Source organism: Lysinibacillus sp. FSL H8-0500 (assembly GCF_038051955.1).
Classification (GTDB): Bacteria; Bacillota; Bacilli; order Bacillales_A; family Planococcaceae; genus Lysinibacillus; species Lysinibacillus macroides.
Map to the genome: position 1 here is coordinate 867,521 of NZ_CP150292.1, position 20,881 is coordinate 888,401.

A 20,881-nucleotide genomic window follows, 5' to 3' on the forward strand; every position below is an offset into this window, starting at 1 on the left:
AAGGAGAGTTAATAATGCGTGTTACACAATCTATGCTATCTAGTAATATGTTAAGGAATTTAAATAATAGTTATGGGAAAATGTCAAACTATCAAGATATGTTGACCTCTGGTAGAAAATTTACCAAACCATCTGAGGATCCTGTTGCAGCAGTGATGGGGATGGGGTACCGTGTGGATCTTGGTAAAACTGAACAATACCAACGTAATTTAAGTACAGCAAATTCATGGTTGGATTCAACAGACGAAGCACTTGATCAAGCGAGTTCGGCATTAAAGCGTGTCAAGGAGCTGATTGTACAGGCAGCAAACGATACAAATGGGACTGAACGTCAAAAAATTAATGCAGAAATGAAACAAATTAAAGAGCATCTACGCGATATTAGCAATACGCAAGTTGCTGGGAATTATATTTTTTCAGGTACACATGTAAACGAGCCGCTCTATACGGATAAAATAGGTCCACAAAATCCAGCTGTTACAACACTTGGCAAAGAGAAAACGGTTGAGATTGATGTGTTTGATGGAATTAGAATGTCCATTAATACACCAGGAGCTGAGTTGTTTGGTGAACTAGATGACTTTATGGCCCATGTAACAACCATTTTAGACGATGATACTAAAACCAGTGATGAGATCAGTGAAGCGCTTGGCTTACAAGTTATAGATGGTGCTGGTACAACAATCCCAGCACTAGATAGCGTTCATGAAAAGACATTGAAAATGCAAGCAGATGTTGGAGCACGTCAAAATCGTGTCGAGCTGATGGAAAATCGACTAGGAATAGGTGAAGGAAATATCATAAAGCAAATGTCCCTAAATGAAGATACGGAATATCCCGCAACGATTACCAATATGGTAACACAAAGTTCCATTCACCAAGCCGCTCTATCAGTAGGAGCAAAAATTATTCAGCAAACCTTAGTAGATTTTATAAGATAAAATCTACTAAGGTTCTGCCTCGAAAGCGAAGCGGCAGAGGCAAACGTTTTTGTATTTGAAGTAGATTTTATAATATAGAATCTGCTAAGGTTCTATCCTGAAGGCAAAGTGGAAGGGGAAAAATAGTAACCTATTATCAAAAAGTATTTGACTAATCGATTTAGATATTTTTTGGAAAGGTGAGATGCATATGAAATTACCGCAAATTCAAATTCGTACAACGGATATTCAGATGAATTGGCAAAAACAGGCCCCTGTCCAGCATATTCAGCAGCCACAAGCTAAACTAACAATTTCTCAGCCTGCTGCAACACTTGAAATGCATACAACACCGGGCAAATTGACAATTGATTCCTCAGATGCTAGAAGAGATTTAGGCTACTTTCCAACTGGTGAAATGATAAAGCGCTATGCACAAGAGGGAAAGCAAGAGGCTATGAGGGGTCTTGCGCGTCGTGCTCAAGAAGGGCGACAAATGATGGAGAGTGCTGGTAAAGGACAAAAAGATGCTGTGATCCAACAGATTGCTAAACAAAACCATGGTCCAAAAAGAGAAGGACCATATAATATTAAATTTGTCCCTTCTGTCGGTTCGGTGAAAACTAACTATCAACCTAGCAAACTAGACATCAATATTACACGTAATAAACCACAAATTAATGTACAAGTAAACAAAGCAATACATGATTACACACCTGGTAAAATAATGGGAACAATGGTGCAAAGACCGCGTGTCGATATTGATGTTCTCAGTTAACAAGCGGATAAAATAAACAGAAGAAGGGTTCAAAAATAGATGAAAATTAATACAAAATTTTTAGGTGAGATAGAAATTGCAGAGCAAGATATTTTAACATTCGAACATGGTTTAATGGGATTAGAAGAATATACAAAGTTTGCTTTATTACCACTCGACGTCGATTTACCATTAGTTCTTTTGCAAGCAACAGAATGTGCGGAAATCAGTTTTATCCTTGCGTTTCCATATGCTTTTAAGCCAGACTATAACTTTGATTTAAGCAATGACGATAAAGAACAGTTGCAAATTGAAAAAGAAGAAGATGTAATGACCTATGTGATTATTACATTAAAAGAACCATTCCAAGAATCAACATTGAACCTACTAGCACCAATAGTGATGAATAGTAACAAAAAGCTAGGTAAACAAATTGTGTTACATGACAAAGATTACCCGTTACGTTATCCAATTCCAACACTAAAGGAAAGTATGAAATAATGTTAGTTTTATCTAGGAAAAAAAATGAGTCCATTATGATTGGTGAACAAATTGAAGTGAAAATACTAGCAATCGAAGGCGAGCAAATTAAGATAGGCATTGTCGCACCAAAAGCAGTAACAATTCATCGGACAGAAGTATTTCAAGCGATTCAAGGTCAAAATAAAGAAGCACTTGCGATGACGACAGATGTATTAGAACAGTTGAAAAAGCATAAATAGAATACAAAAGGAGATACTTAGGCAAATTTGTCTAGGTATCTCCTTTTATGTTGAAGATCAAAGTTGTGTTACTTAATTTGAGAGTAATTTATAGTCTTGAATCTGTTTTACTAATAGGCAGGGTTTCTTTCAAATTTTATAGGTCCTTTCTTCAAATTTTTTAATCGCTCGATTAAATATTTGTTGTAAATCATTGGTTGTCTGTTCAAAAAAATGATTTGTGGTAATACGATTTTGCATATCATTGGCTTTTTGTTCGTAGTATTCCCTATTGCTTTTGAGTGTCAATATTTCTTGTGAGAATAATGTTAATTCTATACAATTCTCTTCCCCGGTGTATAGGCTAACAGCAGCAGTAGGATCAGTTGTAATAATGGGTAACTTGGCCCACATAGCTAGTGCTCCACTAATTCCTTCACCAAATCTAGGTGGATTTACATAAATATCACAAATATGATATAAGTCAAATAAATGTTCTTCATATTCTATAAATAGTATTCTCTTTTCATCTACATATTTTTGATAAGAATTATTTATTATCGAATGATATTGTGTACCTACAATCAACCATTTGCTGTCCATATCTGTATCTAAGACTTTTATTAGTTGCTCAACAAATGCTTTTGTGATTTCGGCTTCTAACTTAGTGCCAACTGTGATCATCACAAAATCCGAATCAGTCAATCCATACATTATTCGGTTTTTGATAACAGCTTTTTGAGGTTGCTCTATTTTGGTTGTATGGGATATATATTCTTGATCAGCAATATTGGTTTCATCATAAAATTGCTGTATTTGACTTTCCGGATAACCACTCGTGAATACATCAACAAATTGACAAGCTTCTTCTCCACTGATCGACTGACTTACGATAGGGAAATACGGATACAATAAATCGGTTACTACATTATAAGATGACCCTATCTTATAAATAATAGAAGGTTGGAAGTCAACAATTGCTTGTACATCTTGTTGTATCCGTTGTGTTCTTTCCAATGTACAATTGGAGTAATAGACATCTATTTCTGTATGTAAATGGGGGCGATGATATAATTGTTGTGTACTAGAACTTTTTATTGTATAGGCCATTAGCCACCCTAACTCGTTTGGTGAATAGGTAAATAAATCCTCAACGAAAATTTTTATATCTGCTTTTGGATAATGCATTTTCAATTCATTTACATATTGAACTGCCAACTTAGTTGGACCATGTTCAATAGATAGAAACTGCCCTACAACAACCGCTATTCGATATGGTACTCGTTTTTGTTCTTTAGGAAGTGTTATTTCCTTTCTCCAAAATTGATTAATTTTTCCCATTAGTAGTAATTGATCAGCTATCATCCCATCATAGGTAGGTTGATTGTGGGCTGTTTTATAGAACAAACTATTTGTGATGAGTGCATGAACTTGACTTGGATGTAAGCGGTCAAAATGTTTCTTTAAAAATGTATACTGCCTTTTTAACACAGACTGGTCTCTAAGTAACATACAAAATGTGTTATAATTTGCAAATGATACAAGTGGAAGCTCAGCTATGTCCAGATATGCTAGTATATAACGGAGAACCTCATCTGCTTTCCCCTTTGTTTTGGCATGTTCGAACAAAGTGAATAAAAAGCTTCTTTTTGTAAAGTCACTTTCTGATGTTGACATAATAGCGTGTATGAACTGGTACATTCCAAAGGCTGTTTGGATATAAAAAATCTTGTCTTGTGCATCGGATTTTTTCAATGGAATCAATTTTTTATTTGCTAACGAAAAATGTGTTTCAACAAAATTGCCTTTACTAACAAACTGTAGATTATGTCTCAACTTTTTCTTTTCCACCAGCCTGAAATCCTCTATAGGAGAAATATCATTTAATAGACGTTGGTTAAATAAAAACGTTAAGTAACGATTGTCCACTTGATGCTGCTGATGCATATACACCTTGTGTAATCGTAAGTTGGTGCTATCTGCTTGCAGTATATCTAGCATAAAATCGACATTATTTTGGCTATCCATTGTTAAGAAATTTTTTTGCGCATTTGTTAATAATTCACTGTTTTTCGCCACAATAATGACGCCATCTAATAGCTCTGAATAAAATTTAGCACCAAAATGACCCAAATCCACTACGTTCGTTTGTAAAATAATCCTTGTCTTCGCAATTTCTCTAGCAGGTAGTATATCCTTTATAATTGCTTCCACAATATCTGGAAACATATCTCGGGCTGCAAATTGATAGTTAAACACTTCAAATTTTATCGGTAACGTATTTGTAAAATATTCGAAATCTTCAACAGTTAAACTTTCCGAAAAAAGATTAATTAAAATTTTCCTCATATTGTTGAACATCCTCTCTTTTTAATCATTTTTCGCTAAATTATTAACATTTTATTTTTAATCTGTTACAAATCAGCAATGATATCTTTATAAACATTTTATCAAAAAAAAAAAGAATTGGAATTACTAATCGTCACATTAACAATAATCCATCATGATAGATAAAACTGAATTAATTAACTGTCTTCGTTATTAATTCAAATGGCTAGCAGTCAAAGTAGAAAATTCAGTAAAGATTTAACCAGCGCTAGTAAATCCAAAAAAATAAAAAAATAAAAAAAACTATTAAACTTTTTTAAAACATTACGATATAGTAAATGTAGGGTACAGGGGTTATAAAAATAATGTCTGTTCCTATAAACCACATGGACGTGGAATAAAAAACATTCAAGGAGGAATTCCAAATGAGAATTCAAAATAACATTGCAGCGTTTAATGCACATCGTAACTTGGCAAACAATACAACAAATACGAGTAAACACCTTGAGAAATTATCTTCAGGTTTCCGTATTAACCGTGCTGGCGATGATGCAGCAGGTCTAGCAATCTCTGAAAAAATGCGTGGGCAAATTCGTGGTCTACAAATGGCATCTAAAAATGCACAAGATGGTATTTCATTAATTAAAACAGCTGAGGGTGCATTAGAAGAAACACATGCAATATTACAACGTATGCGTGAGCTAGCTGTTCAAGCATCTACACAAACAAATGAACGTGGAAATGTTGCTGGTAATGCTGCTTCAGCAGCAGCGCTTCAGGCTTCAGCAGCTGTTCTTCGAGGTTCATCAGCTACGCTAAGTGCTTCAGCAGCTGTTCTTCGAGAGTCTGCAACTAAACTTCAAGCTTCAGCAGATGCTCTTACAAGTTCAGCAGCTAGGCTTCAGGCTTCAGCAGATCTTCTTCAGGCAGCTGGTAGACTTGCTTCAGCAGCTAGTAAGGCAGCTTCAGCAGCTGGTAAGGCAGCTTCAGCAGCTGGTAAGGCAGGTTCAGCAGCTGGTAAGACTGCCTCAGCAACTAATAAGGCAGCCTCAGCAGCTACTAAGGCTAACTCAGCATCTGTTAAGAATGCATCGGCTACATTAAAAGCTGGTAAGGGTGAGGGTAATACAGATGCGGCTTCAAACAAAGATATAGGGAAAATTCAAGAAGAACTGACTGCTCTTCGAAGTGAAGTAGATCGTATTTCAGAGCAAACTGAATTTAATAATATGAAATTATTAGATGGTACGTACCAAGCTAAAAAACTCCATATTGGTGCGAACCAAGGGCAAAATATTGAAATAAATATTGCTAACATGGATCTTAAAGGACTTAATTTGACAGATGATCAAGGGAACAACTTGATGGAAATTACTTCCCGAGCAGAAGCAGACGCTTCCATTAAAAAGATTGACGATGCCATCACAAAAGTATCCACAGAGCGCTCACGCTTAGGGGCTGTACAAAATCGTTTGGAACATACTGTTAAAAACTTAGGCACATCCGCTGAAAACTTATCTGATGCTGAGTCTCGTATCCGTGATGCTGATATGGCTAAGGAGATGATGGGCTTCACTAAGAACAATATCTTAATGCAAGCGGCTCAGTCGATGTTAGCTCAAGCCAACCAACAACCACAAGGTGTGCTTCAATTACTTCAATAAGCATCCATAGAAAAAGTCTTCTCTTTGAAGGCTTTTTCTTTATATTCACAAAACATAACCGATACATATAGAGAGGTGAACAATATGGAGCAAGAACAACCTACAATTGAATATATAGAAACAAAAACAGGGTTACCGACAGTAGTTTTAGGTGGCTATTTGTTACATAGTAAATATGACCCCGAAAAAGAAGCAGCCAAAATTGCTGAAAAAGAAGTAGAGCCTGGGTATGTCCACGTGCTATTTGGGTATGGCTGTGGTTATCTGGCAAAAGCCTTGCAAAACAAACTGCAGGATGATCCATTGCTTGTCTATGAGCCTACAAACAGTGGTATCAAACTAGACACAAGCACAGAAGATATCATGGTTTTAACAGATAAAAAAGTGTTACAACAACAAGTGAGAGCTTATCATGGAGAGTATGACACCAATATTAAATTAATTAGTTCACCTAATTACAATAAATTATTTCCGCTGGAGCATCGTAGTGTGAATCTTATCGTGAAAGAAAGTTATTTAGCAGACCAGACAAGGAGAAATACCATCAAATTTTTTAGTGATATTTGGCAGCAAAATGTCCGCAACAACCTCCTTTATTTAGATGGGGCAGGAAGTGTTAGGGATTTGTATAAACGCTATACCCAGCCTGTTATTGTCGCTTCGGGAGGTCCATCGCTTACAAAGCAGTTACCTTTATTGAAAAAGATAGCCCATAAAGTGGTGATTATTGCAGCGGGTTCTACGATTAAATCCTTGCTTGCGGCAGATATTGAACCAGATTATGTGGTCACAATAGATGGAGCGGTCATTAATTATGACCTTCATTTTAAAAATCTTGAAGTAGGGAAAACAAAGTTAATCACAGCATTAAGTAGTCACTATAAAATAACAGAAAAATATCAAAATAATCTGTATTTTTATGGAATGGGTATAGAGGATACTATTTTGGACTATTGTGAAGAAAAGCTAGGTATAAAAATACCCATTATGCTTAATGGTGGAAGTTGCGCCCATACAGCATTACATATCGCTACATTTATTTCCAATGGACCTGTAGCATTGATTGGGCAAGATTTAGCTTATACGAATAATCAATCCCATGCCACGAATAATGCGGGCTATTTGGCTATAGATGAGAACTGGTTAAAAAATAATCATGCTTTTGAGGTAGAAGGGTATGATGGTGGCAAAGTTTATACGGATTTGATCTTTAATTCAATGCGTCAACAGTTTGAGGATATTTATGAAGTGTTAAAAGAAAACTGTATGATTTATAATTGTACAGAAGGTGGAATTAAAATTGGTGAGATGCCTCAAAAATCATTTCAAGCCTTTTATCAAGAATTTGTGGAGTCTCTACCAGTAAGAGAGCAGCAGGAGGTTAACTACAAGAAACAAACTGTAACGTTATCCCAATTACAAACATTTTTCAAAGATGAATTGGCTGTATACCGTCAATTAGAACAACAATTACAAAAGGCACTAGATGTGTTAAGAGAAAAGAAGTCAACCGTTAAATTTACAAAACCTGTTCTTAAAAAATTAGACAAGATTGACAAAAAACTAATTAGATTGTACGATCAAGTGTTACTTGATAGTGTTATTTATCTTATTATTATAGAAGTACGCAAAGATTATAAAAAAGGAAAAGATGAAACTCAGCAACAGATTTATGAGCGTGTCTATAACCAAAGTAAAGCTTTGTATGAAAAATTGTTAGATGTTTTCCAAAAAGCTAGACACTATACACAAGATGTTTTATCCAAAATTGAAGAAAGAGGTGCTCAGAAATGACGGATTTACACGAAGTTATAGTAAGTTATAATGAATATATCAATAATGTACCAAACGGAGCTAGTTATATCGCTGAACAGTTAACAAAAGGGAACAAAGAGCCAGCGTTAGTAGCGATTCAGGATTTTTCAGAAGGTATGCTGTGGCTAATTGAGGTTCAGCCATTATTGCAGGAATATGGCATGAAGGTTGAATTACCTATCCATCAAATTCAAGATTTTTTAGTAGAAATTAATGAAGGATTAGCTAAACAAGATTGGGTGTTAGTGACAGATTTATTCGAATATGAAATTTCACCCTTTTTTGCAGAAAAAGTACAAGGACTATACCAGTAAGTAAGGAGACTTTGATGAGTAAAGTATTAGTAACAGGTGCAGATGGTTTTATTGGCTCTCATTTAACAGAAGAATTAGTACGTCAAGGCTATAATGTACGTGCATTTGTCTATTATAACTCCTTTAATTCGTGGGGATGGCTTGACCAATCTCCACAAGAAATTAAAGCACAATTGGATGTTTTTTCAGGTGATCTTCGTGATCCCTATGGTGTGAAGGAAGCGATGAAGGGCTGTACACATGTTTTAAATTTAGCAGCTCTTATTGCGATTCCCTATTCTTATCACTCACCAGCAACTTATGTAGATACGAATATTACAGGAACCTTGAATATTGTCCAAGCAGCTAAAGAATTGGGTGTAGAGAAAATCGTACATACATCAACAAGTGAAGTATATGGTACCGCCTTATATGTACCGATTGATGAAGAACATCCCTTGCAAGGACAGTCACCATATTCTGCTTCTAAAATAGGCGCAGATCAGATGGCATTGTCATTTTATCGTTCGTTTGATACACCAGTGTCTATTATTCGTCCATTTAATACGTATGGACCAAGGCAATCGGCACGAGCAGTTATTCCAACGATTATTAGTCAATTGGCAAGTGGTCAAACAACAATTAAGCTCGGTGCAATTAGTCCAACTCGCGATTTTAACTATGTAAAGGATACAGTACAAGGTTTTATTTCCGTGATGAATGCAGAAAAATCAATTGGTGAAGTGATTAATATTGGCTCTAACTATGAAGTTTCCATTGGTGAAACAGCAGAAATGATTGCGGATATTATGGGTGTCAATTTAACTATCGAAACAGATGAGCAGCGTCTTCGCCCAGAAAAAAGCGAAGTAGAACGTCTATGGGCAGAAAATAAGAAGGCAAAAGAATTACTTGGCTGGCAACCCCAGTATGGTGGGAAAGAAGGCTTGCGTAAAGGCTTAGAAGAAACAATTGAATGGTTTACAAATCCCAAAAATTTAGCTCAATATAAGGCAGATGTTTATAATATATGAATCAACAATGGATAGATTTTGCTAAAAGTATAAAAAAACTATATGGTAAAGATTTTGTAGCCTTACATGAGCCAACATTTAATGAAAAAGAAATTGAATATGTGACAGATTGTGTAAAAACAGGATGGGTATCATCTGTCGGCTCATATGTGACACGTTTTGAGGAGGATTTGGCGAAATTTGTTGGTGTGAAGCGTGCTGTTGCGGTTGTTAATGGCACAGCAGCTTTACATATTGCCTTGAAAATAGTAGGCGTAGAAGCAAATGATGAAGTATTAATGCCTTCATTAACTTTTATTGCGACAGCGAATGCAGTGAGTTACTTACAAGCAGTGCCGCACTTTGTCGATGTGAATGAAGAGACACTTGGTGTAGACCCTGTGAAGCTTGAGGAATACTTAGCACAAATTGGGGAGGTGCGCAGTGGTGAGCTCTTTAATAAACAGACGAACCGTCGTATAAAAGCACTTGTGCCAATGCATACGTTCGGCCATCCTTGTATGATGGATGATCTCGTGGCTATTTGTGAGAAATACAACATTGTCCTCGTAGAAGATGCGGCAGAGTCTCTCGGAAGCTATTATAAAGCGAATCATACAGGGACATTTGGTAAAGTAAGTGCGATAAGTTTTAATGGCAATAAAATTATAACAACAGGTGGCGGCGGTGCAATCTTGACAGATGATGATGAGCTAGCTAATTATATCAAGCATATAACAACAACTGCTAAAGTGCCGCATCAGTGGGATTTTGTTCATGATGAAATCGGCTATAACTATCGTATGCCAAATATTAATGCAGCGCTTGGCTGTGCACAATTAGAAAAGCTACCGATATTTGCCGAGCAAAAGCGTACGCTAACAGATTTTTATGATAAACTTGTCGCAAATTTAGATGGCGTGCACTTAATGAAGGAGCCAGCTCATACATCAAGTAATTATTGGTTACAGACGTTAATACTTGATGAAACGTATAAGCGTGATGAAGTTTTGCAACTATTAAATGAAGAAGGTGTTATGAGTCGGCCTATTTGGACACCGATGTATGAGTTGGTAATGTATAAAGATTGTCCGAGGATGGATTTGTCAACAACTGAATATTTAAAACTGAAAATAATTAATATACCAAGCACACCCTTTAAAGGTTCGAAATAATCAAAAGGTTTTATACACTTACTAAATTACGCGATTAGGAGATTAAAGTATGAATGAAATTGAAGAAAAAGAGCAATTAGCTTTATGGGCTGAGGAAAGAAAAAAACATGACTTAAAGTATCCAGATGAAAATGTAATTCGATTTTTAAAGAAAAACTTTAAGACAGGTAAAGATAAAAAAATACTAGATTTTGGTTGTGGAAGTGGGAGACATACCCTTATAATGGCTGAAATGGAATTTATGATTTATGCCATGGATTACAATAAGGTTTGTTTAGAACTAACAAAAGATAAACTAGGTAAGGTTAATTATAAAGATGTAGAATATATTTTAAATAAAAGATTAGAAATCAATCTTCCTGATAGGTCTGTGGACTGTATTGTTGCATGGGGAGCATTATTTTTCTTTAATAAAGTAGAACGAGAGCTATTTTGTAAAGAAATGAATAGAGTATTAAAGCCTGGTGGATTAATTTTAGCAGATTATAGAACGCTGGATGACCATTTGTACAATAGAGGTACAAAAATAGAAGAAAACTTATTTAAGCTAGATGATAGTTCAGCAGGGAGCCTAAAAGATTTGATTTATTGGTTTTGCAATAAAGAAGAGCTTATTGCGTTATATGAACACGAAGGATTTGATATTATTAATATAGAGAAGAAAGAACTGATTGTTAATAATATGACGATTAAAAATTCTCATTTTCACATATGGGTTAGAAAAGGAGAAAAAGAGATTTGAATAATTTGATGGAGTGGGATAAGTTTGAAAAAATTTATCGAATATACAAAAAAAAATATGATATTCGCTTTTGTAAAGTAACAGATTATGATAACTTGATTTATTTCATCGATAATTATTGGCAAAAAGGACACATATTTACCAAATCTAAGAGGTTATTTGATTGGCAACATTTCGATAAAAAAAAAGAGCGTTATAACTTTGTAATTGCTGTTGATAAGGTTTCTAATGAGATTCATGGTGTTATAGGATTTATAATGTCAAGTATATATGATGAAAATATTGAAAAGCCTATTAGATGGGGAACTATATGGAAAGTACGAGATGATGTAGGGGTAAAGGGACTAGGCCTTGCATTAAAATATTACTTTGAAGTTAATGCCCCAGCAAAATATGTAGGCGGACTAGGTTTGTCTAATTATTCAAAAGTAATAAATAATAAATTAGGTGAGCAGGTAGGGAAAATGAACCTTTATTATATTTTGAATACCGAAATTGAGCGTTTTGTATTAATAGATAATGTTAATAAGGAAAATAAAGTGCCTCAAAATATAGTATGTAAAAACAAATCTTTAAAAGAAATAAAGCCTGAAATATTTATTGCAAATTCTCAAAAATATTATAGCCATATTCCAGAGTTCAAATCACCTTTATATTATATGAATAGATATGCAAAGCATCCTATATATAATTATAAATTTATTGAAATTAATAATGAACATAATGACGCTATCGCATGTTTAATAGTTAGAAAATGTGAGGCCAACGATTCATGTGGATTATTTGTAGTAGATTATATTGGAAATGGTTTGGAATTGGATGGATTATATAATGAATTCCAGTTTTTATTGCAAAAATATAATGCTGAATTTATCAGCTTTTATGAATATGGTTTAAATAGCGAAGGTATTGTTGCTGGAGGATTCACAAATTCTAATAGTAATGAAATTGTAATACCTTTATACTTTGAGCCGTTCGTTAAAAAGCATATCGACCTAGACTATCATTTTTATACAAAAGAAGACAATGTGAATATAGTGATATTTAAAGGTGATGCGGATCAGGATAGACCGAATAAATTATTAAAGGAATAAGATAAAATGAACGTTTTAAATTATTTTGAAAACACTGTAAGCAAATATCCTAATAAAATTGCTCTTGTTGATAATGAAAATGAATATACTTACTCTCAAGTAATGGATAAAGCAAAAAAAATAGCAACGGTTATTAAATATCAAAATAAAAAGCCTATTCTAATAATATGCAATAGAGAAGTATCTTCAATAATCTCTTTTTGGGGCACGATATATAGTGGGAATTTTTACGTACCATTAGATGAAAACATTCCATTAAAAAGATTAAAGGCAATTGTTGAAAATACTAATCCAAATACAATGATCTTAATGAAGAATAATGCTACAATTGAGGAATATTGCTTAGCAAAAAATATTCAAATTATTTTTTGGGATAAAAATTTAGATAATATTGAAATAGACGATACATTTATTAATAATATAAAAGAAACTATGTTAGATATAGACCCTTTATACATGGTTTATACATCAGGAAGTACAGGTACTCCTAAAGGTGTAATAAAGAGTCAAGGATCGATGATAAATTTCTTTCAGTCATTTCAACAAACATTTTCATTAAATCAAGACGATATTTTTGGGAATCAAGCTTCTTTCGATTTTGATGTTGCAGCTAAAGATATTTTTCTTTCAGTATTTTTGGGAGCTAAGTTAGTCATAATACCCAAAAAATGCTTTTTAATGCCGATTGAACTAATTAAGTTCTTAAACAAATTTGAGATTACGATACTTATTTGGGCAGCAGCAGCAATCCGTTTTGTAGCAAATAGTAAAGTTTTATTTAAAAAGAAGCCAGAATATCTAAGAAAGGTCTTCTTTTCTGGAGAGGTTATACAAATTAAAGAATTGCAGCAATGGATTACAAACTTAGATGGAATAGAGTTTGTTAATTTATATGCACCAACAGAAGTAACCGGAAATTGCATGTATTTTAGCATAAAGGAACTTGATGATAGATATTCTAAATTGCCTTTAGGAAGAACATTTTCCAATATCGATGTAATGATTCTTAATGAAAATAATTTACCTATTTGTGAAAATGAACATGGTGAAATATATATTAGAGGATCATTCTTAGCGAAGGGTTATTATAATGATTTTGAAAAAACGATTGAAAATTTCGTTCAAAATCCATTGCATAATAATTACCCCGACATAGTCTATAAAACAGGTGATATAGCAACTGCTTTAAATGGTGAATATTACTATGTAGGTCGTGCAGATAATCAAATAAAACATATGGGCTATCGAATTGAATTGGAAGAAATTGAACAAATGGTTTACACTGGATTTGATAAAATTCAAAGATGTTGTGCCCTATACGATAAAGATAAAAATATAATTGTATTAGTGATTCAAAAGTTTAGTGAAGAAGAAATAAATGTAAGAGATATTCTTTCAACAACTTTACCGAAGTATATGCTGCCTTCAAAATATTTATGGATTGAAAAAATTCCTGAAAATTCTAGAGGGAAATTAGATAGAATAGCTACTTTAAATTATTATAAAGGTTATGGAGAAATATGATGGATAATAATATATATGAAAAAATTTTAAATATTTTACAGGAAATAAGACCTGATATAAATTTCACTTCATCTGAAGGGTTAATATCTAATGAGATTTTAGATTCTTTTGATGTAATTACAATAATTTCATTAATAATGGAAGAGTTCTTAATTAAAATAGATGTTGATGACATTACACCGGAATATTTTGATTCTGTAACCAATATTGTTACATTAGTACAAAAAAACATAAATCATGGTTAAATGAGTTAATTTCATAATTCTAACCCCTTGTCTCCCAAGGGTTTCAAGACAATAAAAAACGGGCACCTCCCCATTTTGGTATAATTTAAGTGACCAAACCAAAATCAACCAAGAGGTGAATGCCCTATGACGATTGTAAAACAAATGAGCCTTTTTGACATCCATGAATTATTGAAAATGGAAAGTTCTCGTCGTTTTGATGCGATTTTAGCCACTTTCGATGTGCAGCCGATCTTTCAGCTATTTCGAAAGAAGACGATGCGTGGTGCTCCACGTGAATGTAATTACGGGGCGATGATTCAATCATTGATTATTCGCATTGTCGAGCGTATCCCAACCGTTAAAGATTTGGTCAATCGTTTAACGGTTGATTTTGTCTTTCGTTTAGATTGTGGCTTTTTAGTTTCGGACACCGTGCCATCTGAAGCCTCGTATTCACGTATGGTCGACGCGATTAGTCAATCAGATGTGTTAGATCGCATGCACGATGAACTGATTCAGACTGCTTTTACAGAAGGTTTTCTTGAAGAAGAACATCTTGGTTTTGACGCGACACATTTTGAAGCGAGAGATGCCGCAAAACCTTCTGAGAAAAAAGAAATCGCTCCGAAAAAACGGGGGCGTAAATCAAAGGAAGAACGTGCTGCCTGGCTCGCTGAACAAGCCGAAATCGAAGCGAATCAAACGACTTATGAAAAGAAGTTGGAAGTACAAATAACCATTCCATTGATGACTCTTTGGCAAGAAATTCCCATTGAACCAAAGTGGGGCATTAAGAAAAATAGCGATGGTAAAAACACATTCTGGTACGGCTTTAAAGGGCATTTAGCTGTTTCGACAAAAAGCCAGTATATCGTGGCGCGTCTGATGTCTTCCGGAAATCTGAGTGATAGTAAAGCGGCGATTCCGTTACTAAAAAAGGTGAATCACATCATGCCTAACCATTTCACAACGGCCATTTTCGATGCGGGCTATGATTATGAAGCGATTTATCGCCAAATATGGATACATGAGATGAAACCTGTGATTCCTTATGTGAAAAGACGCGAAGGCGAAATGGTTGGTTTTGATGAGCATTTCCGTCCAACCTGTGTGCGTGAACATAGCTACTGTTACGACAGCTTTGATGAAAAATATCAGACGCTTAAGTTCACGCGTCCAAAAGAATGCGCAACCTGTCCATTACGTGAGGATTCGCTCTGTCAAAAGGTATTTAAAATTAAATGTGAAACAGATCTCCGCAAATACACGTATCCAGCACGTGGCTCCGTAGTATGGAAAGCAATTTATAAGGAACGCACAGCTGTCGAACGAGTAAATGCCTATTTAAAGCAATTCTTTCAGTTAAACAACGTCCGCCACAGAACCGGTAGAAAAGCCAAACTGCACTTCAATCTCGTGACGTTTATTTATAATGCCTGCAAATTAGCAGTCGATCGTATGAATGTATTTTGACAGCTTCAAAACAACGCAACGTAATTTTTAAAAATTAAAAATCAGGCACAGGAGCAGTCTAAGCTCTTAAAAAAATCGAATTATGAAATTGATTCAAATAGAATTTGAATCAAGTTTATTGATGAAAATTATTTTAGGGTATCGCTAAGTTTAATTACGATACCCTTTTATCGTACCGCCTTTTAAACGATAAGTATGTATAGAACAATTTTAAAGCTCTAAAACATTTTGGATATATATCAGAATCGTTGCTTAGGCACATTCCACTACAGGCGGACACGTTGCTGGGGGCTTCCTCGTTGCTAGCACTCTTGTGGGATCTCAAGCTGTTCGTTAATCCCTAAGGAGGCTGTATACTTAATTTTGTAAGTTTATTACCAGATTGAAAAAACCTCTAAGTTGGTGAAGAAAGATAAAACAACTTTAGATGAGGTTTATCATGACAAATTATGATTTACTTCATTTAAAAAAGTATTACAGGCGTGTTGATTAGGGAAAAATTGTATGAGTTTTTAGCAATGTTTGTTGATTTTCTATATTATTTTCCTGTATAAGTAAGCCCGATTATCTAGATTGTAGCGAAGGACTACTCGACTCCCGCGGGATAGCGAGACAGACGAGACCCTGAGGCCAATATGATGTTGGTCACAAAGGCGTTGCTGCTGTCGCGCAGATAAATTGTCACAGGACGTGACGCTTTTAGCCTTTGTTCCTTTTGCAGAGGAAGCAGCTCGGCGCTCGCCCGCAGAAAAGCGAGTAGTCCGTAGCGGAAATCACCTTTTCTAGTATTGGGGCAGGATAAAATTGGTTAATCAACACACATGAAAGTATTATGAACTATTATATGCATCAAAAAAAGAGGAGGTCGCTCGAGAAACAGGTTTCATTCAATGTGAGTGTCAGTTAACAATCAAAAATTTTCTATCTTTTCTTTTTCAAAATTACAAAAATATAGGAAGTTATTGAAGGTTTTACATACCTTGTGTAAAAGGAAAACGATGTTTAACGAACATCAAATGATGAAGGATTTCGTTGGTCTTCAAACGGCTGCTTAAGCGTCACCATCAGCAGTCAAAATCAAGAGGGTGACACAGAGAAGCTGGCATTATTTTTACCATTCAACTGTGTCAAAAGCATAGGGTCCCTAAAGGAGCAGCGCTAGTCTCTACCTTATAGAAGAGACAGAACGAAGGAACGTACGCGCAACGAGACGCTTAGAGACATAGGAGGGTACGTCATCATAAGCAACGCAGAGATCCACAAGTGCATCGATATATCGCGCTGGATTAAGACAGAAATCACCATTTAATGGATTGTCCTTTCGCGAAGCGTACGGATATTTGGTAAAAAATCAAGAATTACAAAATAACGATAGATGAATGTATCAAAAAATATTTTTTTGATACTCCAGAATGGTGTAAACTATCGATATATCAACATTTATAGAAGGAGTTTGAGATGAAAGACTTAATTATTATGTATCATTATGTCATGGAGCCTGAACAGTGGAAGGGGAGTGTACCTATTTCACCAAGCGAGTTTAGAAAGCAAGTAGAGTGGGCTAAAGAACATTATGAAATTATTAAGCCTGAGGATTTGCATAAACATACTACTAAACCAAAATGTATCATTTCATTTGACGATGCAACGAAAGATCAGTATGCAAATGCATTTCAAATTTTGAATGAATTGGAAGTTCCTGGTTATTTCGCTGTTATGTCAGGACCTCTTCTGGAAAGAAAAGTACCAATATTTCATTTAGTGCATACGGTACTTTCACATTTTAGTGATGAAGAAATTTGGGAAGAAGTTTCTAATCTCGTAAATAGGGATGAAATCAAAAATAAAAGTGATATTTATTCTTATGAAACGAATGAACATAGACGTTTTGTAAAATATTTATTTAATTTTTATTGGTCAGAAGAGCAAAGCAGGACCTTTTTAGAAAAAAAGGTCATTTCAATTTATACTTCACTAGATATGTTTATAGATAAATTTTATTTATCTGAGCAGGAAATTTTAGAAATGGACGCATGTGGCATGTCTATAGGAGTTCATTGTGTAAATCATCTCCCATATGGAGGAAGTGCACAAGATTTTTATGATAAAGAAATTAAATCTTGCAAAAGTTATTTAGAAAAACTTTTAAACAAAGATATCAAATTATATACACCTTCTTTTGGTGGAGGTGAGCAATCAACTCAAATGCAAATAGAATTATTGCCTATATTAAAAGAGCATGGATTTATTTTAGGTTTTACTACGGAAAAAGGCTTTACAGAGTTAAGAGAAGGTTTTTGGCATAAACGAATTGATTGTAACCATTTGACTATAAATGAGGTTGTTTAAGGTGAAAATTTGTTTTATCACAGCAACAAGAGCAGAATATGGTTTATTGTATCCATTAATGAAGAAAGTTCAGAAGGATAGTGAATTTCAATTAATTTGTACAGGCATGCATTTATCTCCAGAGTTTGGTACTACATATCAACAAATTGAACAAGATGGTTTTGTTATTGATGAAAAAGTGGAAATGTTATTATCAACTGATACAGCTACAGGTGTTGTAAAATCAATAGGACTGGCAACAATTAGTTTTGCAGACGTTTTTGCTCGTTTACAGCCTGATTTACTTATTATTTTAGGTGACAGGTTTGAAATGCTTGCTGCTGCTCAGTCTGCTTTAATTATGCAAATACCTATTGCACACATACATGGAGGGGAATGTACTTTTGGTGCATATGATGATGCAATTCGTCATTCCATTACAAAGATGGCTTCATGGCATTTTACGAGTACTGAAACACATCGTAAGCGTGTGATTCAACTTGGAGAGTCACCTGAGCGTGTATTTAATGTTGGCGCAATCGGTATAGAAAATATTATGAATTTGAAACTGTTGACAAAAAATGAGTTATTTGAGCAATTGAATTTAGATAAGAAGTTACCACTGTTTCTAATTACCTACCATCCTGAGACAAATGGTGAAGCAGGCGGTATCTTCTCAGTATTAAAATCCTTAAAAAAATATCAAAAAATGAACTTACTTTTCACAAAATCAAATGCAGATAATGGTGGAAGAATGATTAATGAAGCTATTTATGAATTTACATTAACTCATCCACATGCAAAATTATACGATTCATTAGGACAATTAAGATATTTGAGTGCAGTAAAACATGCTGAAGTGGTAATAGGCAATTCATCAAGTGGCTTAATTGAAGTACCTTACTTAGAAACACCAACAGTGAATTGTGGTACGAGACAAGGAGGGCGTGAGCAACCAACTTCTGTGTTTAATACATCTCTTGATACAGAGGAAATATCCACCGCTATAGAGCAGGCTAGAGCTTTTAAAGGACCATATAATCACATCTTTGGTGAGGGAGAGGTGTCAGAAAAAATTATCTCTATTTTAAAAGAAATACCGTCAATTTCAATTAAAAAGGAGTTTTACGATTTAGAATGAAAACATACATTATTGCAGAAGCAGGAGTAAATCATAATGGTTCACTGGAAATGGCAAAGGAACTTATTAAAGTAGCAAAAGAAGCTGGAGCAGATGCGGTTAAATTCCAAACTTTTAAGGCTGCAAATTTGGTGACAAAACAAGCAGAGCAGGCGGATTATCAAGTAGATAATTTAGGTGGGGCGACATCCCAATTTGAGATGTTAAAAAAACTAGAACTTTCATATGATGAATTTAAGGAATTACAGGCTTTTTGCCAAATAGAGAACATTACATTTTTATCGACACCTTTTGACTTTGATAGTGTCGATTTTTTGCTAAATGAATTACATATGGATACAATTAAAATTCCTTCTGGTGAATTAACCAATGCACCGTTTATTCACTATATTGCAACTAAACAAAAACCTATTATTTTATCAACGGGCATGGCAACGATTGATGAAATTCATGAGGCATTAACCTTTCTTGCCTATGGTTTAGCTAGACCTCAAGAACCTGTTGAGATAGAACAAGTTCAAGCTTTTTATCAAACAGTAGAAGCACAAAAAGTCCTGAAAAAATATATAACACTATTGCATTGCACAACACAATACCCTACTCCAGTAGCATTCATTAATTTGAATGCTATGCAGGAGATGAGAAAAACGTTCCAATTACCGATTGGCTTTTCAGATCACTCAGAAGGAATTCATATCCCTATTGGGGCTGTTAGTATGGGAGCTATAGTCATCGAAAAGCACTTCACATTAGATAAAGCGTTAGAAGGGCCTGACCATGTTGCTTCTTTAAATCCAGCAGAGTTAAAGACTATGATTCAAGGAATAAGGGATATAGAGGTTGCTTTAGGAGATGGGATAAAAAGGCCGACGCCAATCGAACTTCAAAATCGTCTACCAGCAAGAAAAAGTTTAGTCGCTAAAGCTTCCATTAAAGCAGGTGAGATTTTTACGTTAGATAATTTAACTATTAAAAGACCAGGTAGCGGTATTGCTCCTTCAAATTATTGGTCATATATTGGGAAGTTAGCTATAAAGTCGTATCATGAGGATGAATTGATAGATGAATAAACAGACTATTATCATAGGAAATGGAGGACATGCCTCTGTTTTAACAGAAATTTTGCTAGCTCAATCTATTAATATTATTGGCTTTACTGCCCCTCAGAGGGAGCAAAACAACTTTAATTTACCTTATTTAGGTACAGATGATGTTGTCCAAAATTATCAGCCAGCAGAGATTGAACTAGTATTAGGGGTTGGCATGATTCGCCCCTCCCCATTACGAAAAAAAATCTTTCATCACTTTCAAAAAATAGGCTTTCAATTTACAACCCTTATTCACCCATCAGCTATTATAGCGCCCTCTGTTCAATTAGGGCAGGGGGTTCAAATTATGGCAGGAGTGATTATTCAAACAAATACGATAATTGCCGATAATAGTATTATAAATACAGGTGCATTAATTGACCATGATTGTCAGATTGGGGCACATGTACATATTGCTCCTGGTGTCAATTTATCAGGTCAGGTACATATACAAAACGGCACACATATTGGAACAGGGGCAACGATTATACAAGGAATGAATATTGGAATGAATTGTTTAATAGGTGCGGGTGCTGTTGTTGTGAAACATATAGCGGATAATAAAAAGGCGGTAGGTATACCTGCAAAGGAAGTGTGA

The 20,881-nt window shown here is 34.7% G+C and carries 19 protein-coding genes; 18 read left to right on the forward strand and 1 reads right to left on the reverse strand.

The features are described from left to right. The first annotated feature begins 14 nt into the window (after nucleotides 1–14). From flgL to csrA, 4 genes are all read left to right on the forward strand, one after another. Nucleotides 15–941, forward strand: a complete 927-nt coding sequence (gene flgL, locus MHB44_RS03965; RefSeq protein WP_053993612.1) for a flagellar hook-associated protein FlgL — start codon at nucleotides 15–17, stop codon at nucleotides 939–941. Nucleotides 942–1,131: 190 nt separating this feature from the next. Continuing rightward, nucleotides 1,132–1,698 carry a DUF6470 family protein gene (locus MHB44_RS03970; protein ID WP_053993613.1) on the forward strand — a complete coding sequence of 189 codons (567 nt, stop codon included), beginning with the start codon at nucleotides 1,132–1,134 and terminating at the stop codon, nucleotides 1,696–1,698. A gap of 39 nt (nucleotides 1,699–1,737) precedes the next feature. Beyond that, a complete protein-coding gene (gene fliW / locus MHB44_RS03975; RefSeq protein WP_053993614.1) occupies nucleotides 1,738–2,178 on the forward strand; it encodes a flagellar assembly protein FliW in 441 nt (146 codons plus the stop codon). Continuing rightward, nucleotides 2,178–2,399, forward strand: a complete 222-nt coding sequence (csrA, locus tag MHB44_RS03980; RefSeq protein ID WP_053993615.1) for a carbon storage regulator CsrA — start codon at nucleotides 2,178–2,180, stop codon at nucleotides 2,397–2,399. The genes fliW and csrA overlap by 1 nt, the downstream gene beginning before the upstream one ends. A 129-nt stretch (nucleotides 2,400–2,528) precedes the next feature. Here csrA and MHB44_RS03985 read toward each other — a convergent pair whose 3' ends face one another. Next, the gene (locus tag MHB44_RS03985) at nucleotides 2,529–4,727 is read right to left on the reverse strand and encodes a glycosyltransferase (RefSeq protein ID WP_053993616.1); all 2,199 of its coding nucleotides are present in this window, start codon (nucleotides 4,725–4,727) and stop codon (nucleotides 2,529–2,531) included. 404 nt (nucleotides 4,728–5,131) lie between these two features. Between MHB44_RS03985 and MHB44_RS03990 the strand changes: the two genes are divergently transcribed. From MHB44_RS03990 to MHB44_RS04055, 14 genes are all read left to right on the forward strand, one after another. Then, on the forward strand, nucleotides 5,132–6,370 hold the full coding sequence (locus MHB44_RS03990) for a flagellin (RefSeq protein ID WP_053993617.1): 1,239 nt from the start codon (nucleotides 5,132–5,134) through the stop codon (nucleotides 6,368–6,370). 84 nt (nucleotides 6,371–6,454) lie between these two features. Further along, nucleotides 6,455–8,164 carry a 6-hydroxymethylpterin diphosphokinase MptE-like protein gene (locus MHB44_RS03995; protein WP_053993618.1) on the forward strand — a complete coding sequence of 570 codons (1,710 nt, stop codon included), beginning with the start codon at nucleotides 6,455–6,457 and terminating at the stop codon, nucleotides 8,162–8,164. Then, on the forward strand, nucleotides 8,161–8,499 hold the full coding sequence (locus tag MHB44_RS04000) for a hypothetical protein (RefSeq protein ID WP_053993619.1): 339 nt from the start codon (nucleotides 8,161–8,163) through the stop codon (nucleotides 8,497–8,499). The genes MHB44_RS03995 and MHB44_RS04000 overlap by 4 nt, the downstream gene beginning before the upstream one ends. A gap of 14 nt (nucleotides 8,500–8,513) precedes the next feature. After that, nucleotides 8,514–9,512, forward strand: coding sequence for an NAD-dependent 4,6-dehydratase LegB (locus tag MHB44_RS04005; RefSeq protein WP_053993620.1), 999 nt, complete (start codon nucleotides 8,514–8,516; stop codon nucleotides 9,510–9,512). Then, entirely contained in the window at nucleotides 9,509–10,666 is a 1,158-nt protein-coding gene (locus MHB44_RS04010; RefSeq protein ID WP_053993621.1) for a LegC family aminotransferase, read from the forward strand. Before MHB44_RS04005 ends, MHB44_RS04010 begins: the two co-directional genes overlap by 4 nt. A 49-nt stretch (nucleotides 10,667–10,715) precedes the next feature. After that, complete coding sequence (locus MHB44_RS04015; protein WP_053993622.1) at nucleotides 10,716–11,408, forward strand: class I SAM-dependent methyltransferase; 693 nt, start codon at nucleotides 10,716–10,718, stop codon at nucleotides 11,406–11,408. Continuing rightward, nucleotides 11,405–12,502, forward strand: a complete 1,098-nt coding sequence (locus MHB44_RS04020) for a hypothetical protein (protein WP_053993623.1) — start codon at nucleotides 11,405–11,407, stop codon at nucleotides 12,500–12,502. Before MHB44_RS04015 ends, MHB44_RS04020 begins: the two co-directional genes overlap by 4 nt. A 6-nt stretch (nucleotides 12,503–12,508) precedes the next feature. Beyond that, nucleotides 12,509–14,026: an AMP-binding protein gene (locus tag MHB44_RS04025; protein ID WP_053993624.1), complete on the forward strand. Its 1,518-nt coding sequence runs from the start codon at nucleotides 12,509–12,511 to the stop codon at nucleotides 14,024–14,026. Continuing rightward, entirely contained in the window at nucleotides 14,023–14,271 is a 249-nt protein-coding gene (locus MHB44_RS04030; RefSeq protein ID WP_341301670.1) for an acyl carrier protein, read from the forward strand. Before MHB44_RS04025 ends, MHB44_RS04030 begins: the two co-directional genes overlap by 4 nt. A 126-nt stretch (nucleotides 14,272–14,397) precedes the next feature. Next, nucleotides 14,398–15,726, forward strand: a complete 1,329-nt coding sequence (locus MHB44_RS04035; RefSeq protein WP_053993626.1) for a transposase — start codon at nucleotides 14,398–14,400, stop codon at nucleotides 15,724–15,726. A 1,458-nt stretch (nucleotides 15,727–17,184) separates the two neighbouring features. Beyond that, the gene (locus tag MHB44_RS04040; RefSeq protein WP_053993627.1) at nucleotides 17,185–18,075 is read left to right on the forward strand and encodes a polysaccharide deacetylase family protein; all 891 of its coding nucleotides are present in this window, start codon (nucleotides 17,185–17,187) and stop codon (nucleotides 18,073–18,075) included. Continuing rightward, nucleotides 18,068–19,195 (forward strand): UDP-N-acetylglucosamine 2-epimerase, encoded by a 1,128-nt coding sequence (gene neuC, locus MHB44_RS04045; RefSeq protein ID WP_235473291.1) that lies wholly within the window; start codon nucleotides 18,068–18,070, stop codon nucleotides 19,193–19,195. The genes MHB44_RS04040 and neuC overlap by 8 nt, the downstream gene beginning before the upstream one ends. Next, nucleotides 19,192–20,265 (forward strand): N-acetylneuraminate synthase, encoded by a 1,074-nt coding sequence (neuB, locus tag MHB44_RS04050; RefSeq protein WP_053993629.1) that lies wholly within the window; start codon nucleotides 19,192–19,194, stop codon nucleotides 20,263–20,265. The genes neuC and neuB overlap by 4 nt, the downstream gene beginning before the upstream one ends. Then, nucleotides 20,258–20,881, forward strand: a complete 624-nt coding sequence (locus MHB44_RS04055; RefSeq protein WP_053993630.1) for an acetyltransferase — start codon at nucleotides 20,258–20,260, stop codon at nucleotides 20,879–20,881. Before neuB ends, MHB44_RS04055 begins: the two co-directional genes overlap by 8 nt.

Bases quoted from the DNA above. Each gene is read 5' to 3' on its own strand.
- fliW (WP_053993614.1), top strand. From the start codon at position 1,738: ATGAAAATTAATACAAAATTTTTAGGTGAGATAGAAATTGCAGAGCAA.
- MHB44_RS04035 (WP_053993626.1), top strand. From the start codon at position 14,398: ATGACGATTGTAAAACAAATGAGCCTTTTTGACATCCATGAATTATTG.
- MHB44_RS04025 (WP_053993624.1), top strand. From the start codon at position 12,509: ATGAACGTTTTAAATTATTTTGAAAACACTGTAAGCAAATATCCTAAT.
- MHB44_RS04000 (WP_053993619.1), top strand. From the start codon at position 8,161: ATGACGGATTTACACGAAGTTATAGTAAGTTATAATGAATATATCAAT.
- MHB44_RS03995 (WP_053993618.1), top strand. From the start codon at position 6,455: ATGGAGCAAGAACAACCTACAATTGAATATATAGAAACAAAAACAGGG.
- neuB (WP_053993629.1), top strand. From the start codon at position 19,192: ATGAAAACATACATTATTGCAGAAGCAGGAGTAAATCATAATGGTTCA.
- MHB44_RS03985 (WP_053993616.1), bottom strand. From the start codon at position 4,727: ATGAGGAAAATTTTAATTAATCTTTTTTCGGAAAGTTTAACTGTTGAA.
- MHB44_RS04030 (WP_341301670.1), top strand. From the start codon at position 14,023: ATGATGGATAATAATATATATGAAAAAATTTTAAATATTTTACAGGAA.
- MHB44_RS04010 (WP_053993621.1), top strand. From the start codon at position 9,509: ATGAATCAACAATGGATAGATTTTGCTAAAAGTATAAAAAAACTATAT.
- MHB44_RS04040 (WP_053993627.1), top strand. From the start codon at position 17,185: ATGAAAGACTTAATTATTATGTATCATTATGTCATGGAGCCTGAACAG.
- MHB44_RS04015 (WP_053993622.1), top strand. From the start codon at position 10,716: ATGAATGAAATTGAAGAAAAAGAGCAATTAGCTTTATGGGCTGAGGAA.
- MHB44_RS03990 (WP_053993617.1), top strand. From the start codon at position 5,132: ATGAGAATTCAAAATAACATTGCAGCGTTTAATGCACATCGTAACTTG.
- csrA (WP_053993615.1), top strand. From the start codon at position 2,178: ATGTTAGTTTTATCTAGGAAAAAAAATGAGTCCATTATGATTGGTGAA.
- flgL (WP_053993612.1), top strand. From the start codon at position 15: ATGCGTGTTACACAATCTATGCTATCTAGTAATATGTTAAGGAATTTA.
- MHB44_RS03970 (WP_053993613.1), top strand. From the start codon at position 1,132: ATGAAATTACCGCAAATTCAAATTCGTACAACGGATATTCAGATGAAT.
- MHB44_RS04055 (WP_053993630.1), top strand. From the start codon at position 20,258: ATGAATAAACAGACTATTATCATAGGAAATGGAGGACATGCCTCTGTT.
- MHB44_RS04005 (WP_053993620.1), top strand. From the start codon at position 8,514: ATGAGTAAAGTATTAGTAACAGGTGCAGATGGTTTTATTGGCTCTCAT.